The sequence below is a fragment of the Jatrophihabitans lederbergiae genome, from assembly GCF_031845305.1.
GTDB classification, from domain to species: Bacteria; Actinomycetota; Actinomycetes; order Mycobacteriales; family Jatrophihabitantaceae; genus Jatrophihabitans_A; species Jatrophihabitans_A lederbergiae.
Map to the genome: position 1 here is coordinate 1 of NZ_JAVREH010000011.1, position 12,333 is coordinate 12,333.

The 12,333-nt window shown below is 69.4% G+C and carries 6 protein-coding genes; 3 read left to right on the forward strand and 3 right to left on the reverse strand.

The window, feature by feature from the left end; all coding sequences use genetic code 11:
- The first annotated feature begins 138 nt into the window (after nucleotides 1–138).
- Entirely contained in the window at nucleotides 139–684 is a 546-nt protein-coding gene (locus RM423_RS10600) for a hypothetical protein (protein WP_311423000.1), read from the forward strand.
- Nucleotides 685–700: 16 nt separating this feature from the next.
- Here the strand turns inward: RM423_RS10600 and RM423_RS10605 are convergent, their stop codons facing one another.
- The 3 genes from RM423_RS10605 to ppc all read right to left on the reverse strand — a co-directional run bounded on the left by RM423_RS10605 (nucleotide 701) and on the right by ppc (nucleotide 5,623).
- Complete coding sequence (locus RM423_RS10605; RefSeq protein WP_311423001.1) at nucleotides 701–1,174, reverse strand: methylated-DNA--[protein]-cysteine S-methyltransferase; 474 nt, start codon at nucleotides 1,172–1,174, stop codon at nucleotides 701–703.
- The gene (locus RM423_RS10610; protein ID WP_311423002.1) at nucleotides 1,171–2,706 is read right to left on the reverse strand and encodes an AlkA N-terminal domain-containing protein; all 1,536 of its coding nucleotides are present in this window, start codon (nucleotides 2,704–2,706) and stop codon (nucleotides 1,171–1,173) included. Before RM423_RS10610 ends, RM423_RS10605 begins: the two co-directional genes overlap by 4 nt.
- 73 nt (nucleotides 2,707–2,779) lie before the next feature.
- Entirely contained in the window at nucleotides 2,780–5,623 is a 2,844-nt protein-coding gene (gene ppc, locus RM423_RS10615; protein WP_311423096.1) for a phosphoenolpyruvate carboxylase, read from the reverse strand.
- Between the two features lie 524 nt (nucleotides 5,624–6,147).
- Here ppc and RM423_RS10620 point away from each other — a divergent pair.
- Both RM423_RS10620 and RM423_RS10625 read left to right on the forward strand, forming a co-directional pair.
- Nucleotides 6,148–7,593 carry a sugar transferase gene (locus RM423_RS10620; RefSeq protein WP_311423003.1) on the forward strand — a complete coding sequence of 482 codons (1,446 nt, stop codon included), beginning with the start codon at nucleotides 6,148–6,150 and terminating at the stop codon, nucleotides 7,591–7,593.
- A gap of 267 nt (nucleotides 7,594–7,860) precedes the next feature.
- Nucleotides 7,861–12,315, forward strand: coding sequence for an Ig-like domain-containing protein (locus RM423_RS10625; protein WP_311423004.1), 4,455 nt, complete (start codon nucleotides 7,861–7,863; stop codon nucleotides 12,313–12,315).
- Nucleotides 12,316–12,333 lie beyond the last annotated feature (18 nt).

The window sequence follows — 12,333 nt, forward strand, 5'->3', positions numbered from 1 at the left end:
CGATACAACTCGACAGCGTCGCGGCGAAACTCCTCGGAGTAGTTCTTCCTCGCCATGAGTGGATCATCTCGCTTCCACCCCACCGAAGCAGGGATTGAGCGTGTCCACTACTCGGGGTCAGGTCCCTACGCCCACGCCGTGGTCATCGACTACAACCGCTTTCCGGTAGTGGCCGGTGCCGGCTCCGCCTTCTTCCTGCACGTGACCAACGGCCGGCCCACCGCCGGCTGCGTGGCGATCTCCGCCGCGTCGCTCGACGTGGTGATGCGGTGGCTGACTCCGGCGGCGCATCCGGTCATCTCGATCGGAGTGGGAGCCCAGGCCACGTCCCTGATCACCGACGCGAACGCGGCCGCGGCGCTGCGCAACCCGCGTGGCAACGTCGACTCGGTCACCGCCGGTGCCGGCACCGCGAAGGTCGTGGGCTGGGCCGCGGACCCGGACGCGCTGTCGACCCGGCTGCAGGTAGATGTCTATGTCGACAAGAAGATGCGCGCCCGGGTAGCCACCGGGCTGTCGCGACCGGACGTCGCGCGCGCGATCGGCGCCGGACCGAACCAGGGCTTCGGCTACACCGCCACCAAGCTGGCCAGGGGTGCCCACAGCGTGTGCGCGTACGCGCTGAACATCGGTAAGGGCACCGCCAACCCCAACCTCGGCTGCCGCACCGTGACGGTGCGCTAGCGATTGGTCGGGGTGGTTACCGGCTCAGGTGCGCGATCTCGTGGTCGAGGAGCCAGCGCTTGGCGTGGAAGCCGCCCGCGTAGCCGACGATCTTGCCGTCGGCGCCCACCACCCGGTGGCACGGCACGATGATCGAGATCGGGTTGCGCCCGTTCGCCCCGCCGACGGCCCGGACGGCCTTCGGGTTGCCAATCTGGTTCGCCAGCTGGGTGTAGCTGACCGTGCTGCCGTAGTCGATGCGGCGCAGCGCCTCCCACACCCTGCGCTGGAACATCGTGCCGACGGGGCTCAGCACCACATCGAACATGTCGCGCTCACCGGCGAAGTACTCGTCGAGCTGCCGGCGTACCTCGGCGAAGTCGCTGTCCACCCGCTCGCCGATGTCGGTCGGCTTCTTGCCGTGCTGAGCGGTGTACAGGCCGGAGAGACCGTGTCGGTCGCCGGTCAGCAGGATGTCGCCGATCGGGGACGCGAGGATGCTGTGGGTCATCGGATGTCCTTTGCGGAGCGTGCTGTCGGTGAACTATAGGTCCGTCGGGCGGCGCCGGGCGGCGCCGGTAGGGACGCCCAGAGCTGATGGGTCAGGTAGCTGCGCCACGGTGCGAACGCCGAGGCGGACTCAGCCGGCTCGCCACCGAGCGCGGTCAACGCGTGCCGAACGCCGAGGTCTGATGCCAGGAAGACGTCGGGGTCCCCGGTTGCCCGCATCTGAAGGTACTCGGCAGTCCAGGGCCCGATCCCGCGCAGTTCCAGCAACGCGGCACGGGCGGCGTCGCGGTCCGCCCCGGCGTCCAGCACCAGCTCGCCGCCGGCCATCCGTGCCGCGAGCGAGACGATGGTCCGGCCGCGTGCCACCGGCATCGGCAAGCGTGCGGGATCCGCCTCGGCCAGTACCGACGGGTGCGGAAACGACAACCAGCCCGGCTCGCCGTCGAACGCCGGGCTGCCATGGTCGGCCGCGATCCGGCCCAGGACGGTCCGGGCCGCGGCGACCGACACCTGCTGGCCGACCACCGCGCGGACCGCCATCTCGAAACCGTCCACGGCGCCGGGAGAGCGCAGGCCGGGGAAGGCGAGGGCCAGTGGCCGCACCCTCGGATCGGACCGGAGCACCTCGTCGACCGCGACGGGATCGGCGTCGAGGTCGAGCAATCGCCGGGTCCGGGCGACGGCCGCCGCGAGGTCCCGGTGGTCGGTGAGCCGCAACCGGACGTGCACGTGCGGCGTGCCGCCGGGGCGTTGACCGTCCGCGCAGCAGGCGGCGGAGCGCTCGGTCACCGCGATCAGGCCGGGTCCGTGCGGCAGGGGCACGGTCCGGGTGTATGTCGTCCCGTCGAAGTCCTCCACCCCCGGAATCGCGCGCCTGGCCAGAAACGCGAGCGTGGTCGCCAACGTCATGGGGACTCGGTAGGGCAGCCGCAGGTCGAGCAAGCCGGCGGCCGGCGCGTTGGCCGCGCGGCCCTGGCGATGGGCGCGCAGGCCGGTCGGGGTCGCGTCGAACACCTCGCGGATGGTGTCGTTGAACTGCCGGACGCTGGCGAACCCCGCCGCGAACGCGACGTCGGAGGCAGGCAGCGAGCTGGTCTCCAGCAGGATGCGGGCGGTCTGCGCGCGCTGGGCCCGGGCCAGCGCCAGCGGCGGGGCACCGAGCTCGCTGACGACTGCCCGGCTGACCTGGCGTTCGGAATAGCCCAGTCGCCGGGCGAGCCCCGCCACGCCATCGCGGTCGAGCACTCCGTCGCAGATCAGTCGGCTGGCGCGACCGGCGAGGTCCGCCCGGACGTTCCATTCCGCCGAGCCGGGCGTGGCATCGGGCCGGCACAGCTTGCAGGCCCGGAAGCCGGCCCGCTGGGCGGCCGCGGCGCTGGCATAGAAGCCGACGTTGCGGCGGTGCGGGGTGCGTGCCGAACAGGAGGGCCGGCAGTAGATGCCGGTGGTGCGCACGCCGGTGTAGAACATGCCGTCGAAGCGCCGGTCCCGGCTGCGCACCGCCCGGTACGCGGACTCCTCGTCGATGGCCATACCCGCAGTCTGCCGCACCGCCGGCGCGCTGGCTGGCGGGTTCGGACACGCCGATGGCAACCGTCGAAAGGCCTCAGCCGGTGTTGCGCAGCCCCGCGGCGACACCGTTCATGGTCAGCAGCAGCGCGCGGCGCAGTTGGGCGGTGTCGTCGTCCGGCTCGTCCGGGCCGGCCGTTCCGGTAGCCGATGAGCCGGCCTCCAGCGAGCGCACCCGGGACAGCAGGTCGACCTGGGCGTACGAGATCGGGTCGAGGTAGGCGTCCCGAACGCTCAGCGTCCGCTGCAACAGTGGCTGGTTGTCGAGCAGGAACTGCTCGCCGGTGACCCGGAGCACCTCGTCCACGGTCAGTTCGTGCTCCGCCTTGACCAGCTCGAACAGCCGCTGGAGGTCCTCGGGCACCAGGGTGGAGACGTAGTGCGAGGCGATTTCCAGGTCCGTCTTCGACAGCGTCATCTCGACGTTGGAGATGAACGTGCGGAAGAAGTGCCAGTTCGTGTGCATGTCGCTCAGCGCGGTCTGCATGCCGGCCTCGCGCGCGGCCTTCAGGCCTGAGCCGACACCGAACCAGCCGGGGACGATCTGGCGGGACTGGGTCCAGCCGAACACCCACGGAATCGCTCGCAGCCCCGAGATGCCGCCGCCAGAGTCCGGCCGCCGGGACGGGCGTGAGCCGATGTTCAGCGAGCCGAGCTGTTCCACCGGCGTGGACGCCAGGAAGTACCCGGGCAGCCCCGGGTCGTCGATGAACCGGCGGTAGGCGGCGAAGGCGGCGTCGCTGACCAGCTCCATGGTCTGGTCCCAGGTCTGCAGCTGAGCCGGCCCCTGGCGCGGGCGCAGGTGCAGCGTCGAGGCCCGCAGCACCGCCGAGACGGTGAGCTCCAGGTTCTCCCGGGCCAGCTCGGGAAGCGCGTACTTGTCGCTGATCACCTCGCCCTGCTCGGTGAACTTGATCTCGCCTGCCAGCACGCCCCACGGCTGGGCCAGGATCGAGTCGTACGTCGGGCCGCCGCCGCGTCCGACGGTTCCGCCGCGGCCGTGGAACAGCCGCAGCCGGACGCCGTGCCGGGCGGCGACGTCCCGCAGCGTTCGCTGGGTCTTGTGGATCTCCCACTGCGAGGTGGTGATGCCGGCGTCCTTGTTGGAGTCGGAGTAGCCGAGCATCACCTCCTGGACGTCACCGCGCAGCCGGACGATCAGCCGGTAGGTGGGATCGGACAGCAGCTCGTCCAGCACCTCGCCGCTGCGCCGCAGCTCATCGACGGTCTCGAGCAGCGGGACGAAGCCGATCCGGGCGAACGGCAGGGTGTCGCCGTTGCCGTGCACGTCCACCAGCCCGGCCTCGCGCGCGAGGACGACAGCGGCCAGCACGTCATCGGAGCCCATGGTCATCGACACGATGTAGCTCTCGATCACGTCCACCCCGTAGGTGTCCAGGGCGTGCCGGATCTCGTCGAACACCGCGAACGTCGTGGCACCGGCGGCGTCCAGCGGCGGCGGGGTCGGCGCGAGCGGGCGCCGGGAGGCCAGCTCCTTGGACAGCAGCCTGGTCCGGTAGTCGCGAGGCAGGTCGGCGTAGAGCCAGTGCTCCTCTTTCAACCGGTCGATCAGCTGACCGACCGCGTGGTGGTGGGCCTCGGCGTGCTCGCGAATGTCCAGGGTGGCCAGGTGCAGGCCGAAGATCGAGATCGTCCGCTGCACCCGTACGAGCAGGCCGTCGGCGATGAGGGAGCCGGCGTTGTCGCGCAGGGACTCGCCGATCAGCCGCAGCTCCGCGATTACCTCGCCGCGGCCGAGGTAATCGTGGCCGGGCAGATGCGGCGTCCCGGTCTCGACGCGCTCGCGGGTGTTACGGATCTTCTGCCGGATGCAGGACAGCTTCAGCCGGTACGGCTCGGTCTCGTTCACCGTGAGCACCCGTGGGTCGAGCTCCGGCAGATTCGCGAGGTCGGCCTGGATGGAGCTGACGAGTTCGTCACTGACCCCGACGATGGAACTGGACGAGGACAGCTCCAGGACGAGTGCGTCGATTTCCTGCAAAGCCGAACGAACGGCAACCTGATGCTGCAGGCGCAGCACCTCGCTGGTGACTGCGGCGGTGACGTTCGGATTGCCGTCCCGGTCGCCTCCGATCCAGGACCCGAACGTCAGCGGCCGGGCGTCGGAGTCCAGCGTCGCGCCGTGCCTGCTCAGCTCGGCGGCGAGGTCGACGGTGAAGTCGGGCAGCGTCTCGTCGATCAGCTCCTGCAGGTAGTAGACGGCGTTGCGTGCCTCGTCCACCGGGGTGGGCCGGTGCCGGCGCAACTCGTCGGTCTGCCAGATCAGGTCGATGATCTCGGCCAGCGTGCGGTCCTGCCGCTCGCGGGCGGCGCTGCCGGGCTCGGTGGGGGTGGCGAGCACATCGGCCAGCCGCCGGAGCTTGCCGAGGATGGAGCGTCGGCTCGCCTCGGTCGGGTGAGCGGTGAACACGGGACGGACGGCGAGTGCCTGCACAGCGTGGGTCAACCCGTCCGGCCCGGCCTGCTCGGCGACGGCCGCGACCGCACTGGCCAGCCAACCCTCCTCGGCCGGGCGCTCACGCAGGCTGCGGACCCGGTGCACCTGCTCGGCGACATTGGCCAGGTGGAAGTACGCGGAGAAGGCCCGCACCAGCGCGGACGCCGTCTCGATCGGCAGGCCGGCCAGCAGGGAGCGGACCTCGTCCCGGGCGGTGTTGCGATCCTCCACCCGGGTGGAGTCCTTGCTCTGCTTGGTGAGCGCCCGAACCCGTTCTACGAGGTCCAGCAGCTCGGGGCCGTGCTGGCGCACCAGGGAGGCGCCGAGAAGTTCGCCGACTCGCCGGACGTCACGCCGCAGGGGCGTGTCGTCTTCCGTGGTCGAACCGTCGAGGTGCTGGTCAGCAGCCACTGTGCGCGTCATCACGGCCGAATTCTCCCGCATCGCAGATTTCGGCGACCGGGCGGATGGTTACCCGCGGGTCGTCGGTCACCCTGCGCAAACGTCCGCTTACGCAGCGCTGGCAAAATGTCACGTTCCCGGGGAAGGCCCTTACGTAAAGGAAATAGCGCTTCCAAACAGTGGGCTAACACGGTATAAACACTAGGGGGCCATCCAGCGACGAAAGTCGAGTTGCCGGGAATGTGTCCACGGGGAAAGCTAGACCGAGTGTGAGTTGCGGTTACGGGGGGGACCTGTCGTTCGGCTTCTCGCCGATCGGCAGAAACGGGGGACAGATGTTCAAGAGTGGCCCTTTTGCGCCTGACGAGGCCAAGGGCGGGTCGACTATTGCGGACGGTATCGCAGACCGGCCCGGATTCACTGTCGACTCGGCGGAACGCACGATGACGCGGTTTGCACCCCGAGAGGGCGTTCGGCGGCCGGCCCCTGTGACGCGGGTCGGGCCGGTCCACCACAGGCGTCCGGACGCCGTCAGCGCTGAGGAGGTGTCGCAGCCGGCGAAGCGTCGCGCCAAGTGGTTCCGCCGCTACCAGCTCAGCCTGGTGATAGTCGATCTCCTCGCGGCCACAGCAGCGGTCGTCGCTTCGTTCGCGTTCCGGTTCGGCTCTGTCGACGATTCCGCCGGTGGGCGGTTCTACCTGGTTCTGACCGCGCTCGCTCCGGTGGCGTGGGTCGCCGCGGTGTCGACGAACCGCGGGTACGAGGCGCGTTTCGTCGGCGTGGGCGCAACGGAGTTCCAGCGCATCTTCCAGGCATTCCTGCAGCTGACGGCAGTGGTTGCCTTCACCTCGTTCGTCACGAAGGCTGACCTGGCCCGCGGGTTCGTCCTGTTGGCGTTGCCGCTGGCCCTGCTGTTCACCATCATCGGCCGTTATGGAGCCCGCAAGTGGCTGCACCGTCAGCGTGGAAGCGGCCGTGCGCTGAGCTCGGTTCTCGTCGTCGGTGACGCGAGCGCCATCGAGGACTTCACGTCCATGGTCCGCCGGGACCGCTACGCCGGCATGCGTGTGGTCGGTGCGTGTGTTCCCGGGGAACTCGCCATCGACGAGGTGACGATCACCACGCTCAATGCCATCGACGTTCCTATCCTGGGTGACGTCGACTGCATTCGTGCCGCGGTTTCGATCAGTCAAGCCGACACTGTCGCCGTCGTCTCCTCCGGAGTGCTCGGCCCGGAGAAGTTGCGCTCCATCTCCTGGCAGCTTGAGGGCACGTCGACCGACCTGGTGGTATCGCCCGGTTTGACCGAAGTGGCTGGTCCGCGGCTGCACATCCGCCCGGTGGCCGGACTGCCGCTGTTGCATGTCGAGGAACCACAGTTCACGGGTTTCCGCAGGGTGCTCAAGGGAGCGTTCGACCGTAGCGTCGCCGCGTTGGCGCTGCTGTTGCTCTCACCACTGTTCTTGGTGCTCGCCGTGGCGGTCCAAGTCAGTAGCCCTGGCCCGGCTCTGTTCCGTCAGGTCCGGGTGGGCCGGGCAGGGGGCACCTTCCTGATGCTGAAGTTCCGGTCCATGTACACCGATGCCGAAGCGCGGCTGGCGGGCCTTCGCGGCCACAGCCATCACGGCGACGGGCTCCTGTTCAAGATGCGCGACGATCCGCGCGTCACCCCGGTCGGTCGGTTCCTGCGCAAGTACTCCCTGGACGAGTTGCCGCAGCTTGTCAACGTCGTGCGGGGCACGATGTCGCTGGTGGGACCACGGCCGCCGTTGCCGCTGGAGGTTGCGCGCTACGAGGATCACGTCCACCGCCGGCTGCTGGTGAAGCCGGGGTTGACCGGCTTGTGGCAGGTCAGCGGTCGTAGCGACCTCAGCTGGGAGGAGTCGGTTCGGCTGGACCTGCGCTACGTCGAGAATTGGTCGCTCGCCGAGGACTTGTTGATCCTGTGGAAGACCGCGCGCGCCGTGATAGCCGGCTCCGGAGCGTACTGATTCCGGTAGCTGTGCGTAACAATAGTTTTGGCTTAAGAAATAACGCCAATCGAGCCGGTCAACTTTTGCATTGGGGGACGGTGTCGGCTATCGTCAGCAAGACTTAGCAGGAACTTCACTTCGGGAGTCGTCCGGTTACGGACCGTCACCTGAAGGCACCATTGCTGACGAGGTTGTCGCGTAACGGGGGAATCCCCGGGGATGGGCTGGTCTGAGCCGCTGACTCGCTCAGGCTGGACAGAGAAATGCTCCAACAGGGGGGAACTGATGGGCGTAAGGCTGATCGCCGGGATCACTGCCGCTGCCACGGGGGTCTTAGGGCTTCTCGTCGTGGCGACGGCGACGCCGGCGGCCGCACTGGAGGGGACGGTGCCTTCCACGGTGGCGCCGAGTTGGCAGACCAACGGTGCCGTGTCGGCGATCGCGGCCACCAACGGGGTGGTCTACGTCGGCGGTGACTTCACCAGCGTCCGGCCGCCCGGCGCCGTGGCGGGCTCGGGCGAGGTTGCGCGCAACCACTTGGCGGCGTTCAACGCCAGCACCGGCGCGCTCATCACCTCGTTCAACCACAACGTCAATGCCGCGGTGAAGGTGCTGTCGATCAGCGCTGACGGGCAGACGGTATATGCCGGCGGTGACTTCACCACCGTGGACGGGACCACCCGCAACCGGATCGCCGCGTTCACGGCTTCGTCCGGTGCGATGTCGGCCTGGAACCCGAACGCCAATGGCAGAGTGGCCGGCATTGCCGCGACCGCCTCCACCGTCTATGTCGGTGGCTCCTTCTCCACCATCGGTGGACGGACCGAGCGCCGGGTCGCCGCGCTGAGCCCGAGCACCGGCGCCGCGCTGGGCACGTTCAACACGACGCCCGACAATATCGTCTACCAGCTCGCTGTCTCGCCCCAGGGTGACAAGCTCTACCTCGCCGGTGCGTTCCTGAGCGTCAACGGCGACACCAGCTACCACGCCGCGGCAGTCGTGGACACCGCCACCGGTGCCACCCTGCCGTTCTCCGCCGGTTCGATCATCCCGCCGAAGACGGATGCGTGCATCGTCGAGGCCAAGTCCGTCAAGACCGACTCCGGCGGCGCCTACTTCGGCGTCGAGGGCACCGGCCCGGGTTGCTTCGACGGCACCTTCGGCGTGAACGGCGGGGACGGCTCGCTGCGCTGGCAGAGCAGGTGCCTCGGCGCCACCCAGGCGGTGCAGCCGATCGGTGGCATCCTCTACACCGGCTCGCACAGCCACGACTGCAGCGCCGACCAGGGCACCGACCCGGACGCGTTCCCAGAGGTGGGCTGGTCCAAGGGTGTCTCGCGGCACCTGCTGTCGCGCACCACCAGCGGTGGCCTGGTGTCCAACTGGTACCCGAACACCAACGGCGGCATCGCCCCGGCCGGCCAGACCGCGGCCCTCGGCCCGCGGGTGCTGGCCACCGACGGCAGCCGGCTCTTCGTCGGCGGCGAGTTCACGACCGTCAACGGGCTCGCGCAGCAGGGCTTCGCCCGATTCGACCCGGCTACCGGCGACCTGGCCGCACCGGCTCGTCCGGCCACGCCCACGGTGGTTGCCCGGGCCGGCGGCAAGGTCTCCATCTTCGTGCAGGCCCCGCTGGACACCGATGACACCGATATGACGGTCCGGCTCTACCGCGACGGCGCCAGCGCCCCGATCGCCACCGCGGCGGTGCACTCGCTGTTCTGGAAGCAGCCGGTGCTGGCATTCAGCGACGACGGCCTGGCTGTCGGCAGCAGCCACACCTACACTGCCGACGCGATCGAGACCTATGGTTCCAACGCCGGCCCGAAGTCCTCGGCCAGCCGGGCGGTCACCGTGGTGACCACCCCGCCGACCTACGAAGCGGCGGTCGCCGCCGACAACCCGGCGCTGGACTGGCGTCTCGGCGACGCCGCCGGCCCGGTGCTGGCCGACTCCTCCGCCAGCAAGAACGCGGGCCTCGCCTTCGGTGGTGCCGCGGTGAGCTACGGCGCCGCTGGTGCGGTGCCCGGCAACACCGCGATCACCACCAACGGCTCGACCGGGTATGCCTCCTCCACCGTCAAGCAGGCCTCACCCTCGACCTACTCGGTCGAGACCTGGTTCAAGACCACCAGCACCGCCGGCGGCAAGCTCATCGGCTTCGGTGACCAGCAGGGCGGCCTGGACTTCGGCGGCAACCCGGTGCAGAGCGGTTCCTACGACAAGCAGGTCTACCTGACCAACGACGGGCACCTGGTGTTCGGCGTCTACGTCGGTTACGCCGACACCCTGACCTCGGCCAACGCCTACAACGACGGGCAGTGGCACCAGGTGGTGGGCACCCAGGGCCCCCTGGGCCTGACCCTCTACGTCGACGGGGCCAAGGTCGGCCACGACACCCAGACCCAGAACCAGTCCTTCGCCGGGTACTGGCGGATCGGCGGCGACAACCTCAACGGCTGGCCCAACCAGCCGACCAGCAATTTCTTCGCCGGATCGATCGACGAGACGGCCGTGTATGACCACGCACTCGGCCTGAGCGCGGTGCAGAACCACTACGCCGCCTCCGGCCGCACCCCGCCGCCCTCCACTGCTCCGACGGACGCCTACGGCAAGGCCGTCTACAACGACGTGCCGTCGACCTTCTGGCGCCTGGACGAGACCTCGGGCACCACGGCGGCGGACTCCTCGGACAACGGCAGCATCGGCAGTTATGTCGGCGGTGTGGTCCAGGGCGCCGGCGGCGCGATCAGCACTGGCACCGCCGCGACCTTCGACGGCAGCACCGGCAACGTCGCGCTCGGCTCCCAGCGCAGCGGACCGTCGTCGTACTCGACCGAGCTGTGGTTCAAGACCGGTACCACCAACGGCGGCAAGCTGATCGGCTTCGGCGACGCCCAGACCGGTATGAGCGGTAGCTACGACAAGCAGGTCTACCTCACCAACGACGGCCGGCTGGTCTTCGGCGTGTACAACAACGGCTTCGACACCGTGTACTCGCCGGCCGGCTTCAACGACAACCAGTGGCACCAGGTCGTCGCGACCCAGGGTTCGGCCGGAATGGCGCTCTATGTCGATGACCACCTGGTGGGCACCAACGGCGCCTCGGCCAACCAGGGCTACAGCGGTTACTGGCGGGTCGGCGGCGACAACCTCAACGCCTGGCCGGACCAGCCCAGCAGCGCGTACTTCGCGGGCACCGTCGACGAGGTCGCCATCTATGACAGCGTGCTGAGCGCCGGTCAGGTCGATGCCCACTACACCGCCTCGGGCCGCAGCGGCCCGGACGCGGTGGCGCCCACCACGTCGATCAGCTCGCCGGCCGACGGCGCGACGGTCGGCACCGGCACCGTGACCGTCACCGCGACGGCCTCGGACAACGTCGGCGTGACTGCGGTGGACCTGCGGGTCGACGGCACCATGGTGGCAACCGACACCGCCGCGCCCTACACCTTCAGCTGGAGTGCCGGCAGCGGCTCGCACACGCTGCAGACCATCGCCCACGACGCGGCCGCCAACACCGGCAGTTCGGCGCTCGTGCACGTCACCGCCACCGCGCCCGACACGACGAACCCGACAACGGCGATCACCTCGCCGGTCGCCGGGGACACCGTCTACGGCCCGACGACGGTCACCGCCACGGCCACCGACGACACCGGCGTGGCCTCGGTCGCGCTGCAGGTCGACGGCACCACGGTGGCCACCGACACGACCGCGCCGTACAGCTTCAGCTGGAACGCCACCGCGGTCGGCTCGCACACCCTGCGGACGGTGGCGACCGATGCCGCCGGCAACAGCGGCCAGTCGGCGCCGGTGACGGTCACGGTGACGGCGCCTGCCGACACCACGCCGCCGACCGCGCCCGGCTCGTTGACCGCCTCGCAGGTCACCACCTCGTCGGTGACGCTGTCCTGGACCGCCGCGACCGATGACCGCTCGGTCGCCGGTTACCGGGTGGTCCGCAACGGCACGGTGCTGGCCGGCACGGTGACGGGCCTCAGTTACACCGACACCGGCCTGACAGCGGGCACGGCCTACACCTACACGGTGCGGGCGGTGGACGCGGCCGGCAACGTCGGCCCGGACAGCAACCAGGTCCTCATCACCACGCTGTCCGGCAACCCGGTGCTGTTCTCCGACAGCTGGTCAGCGGCAGACGGTGCGCCGTGGTCCTCGGCCTGGACCGCCGGCAGCAGCAACGCCACGGTGAACACCCAGTCCGGCACCGGTCGGATCGCCCTGAACGATGTGGCCGGTGCCTACGGCCGGGTTCAGCTGACCGGGCTGGCTGCCCGCTCCAACAGCGAGCTGCTGACGTCGTTCAACTGGTCGTCCAACACCGCGCTGAGCTACCTCGACGTCTACCTGCGGGGGTCGGGTGGCTGGCAGAACGCCTACCGGCCGAAGAACGGTTACGGCTTGGAGCTGCAGTCCAACTCCGCGACGGTGACCGTGCAGAAAAGTGTCAATGGCACGACGAGTGCGGTGCAGTCGGTGGCTGGTGGTCAGGCGCTGACGACGGCCAAGCAGTGGCTGCGGTTGCGGGTCAGTGGTTCGACGATCCAGTTCAAGATCTGGACCGATGGCAGCACCGAGCCGGCGGTCTGGAAGTCCACCAACACCGACACCGGTGTCAGCGCGGCGGGCCAGCTGTTCATCTCCTCCAACCGGGGCAGCTCCAACATCGGCTCGAAGGCAGTCTCGTTCGATGACCTGTCGATCCGAGACGCCCAGCAGTAGTTCGCAGCAGGCAGGACG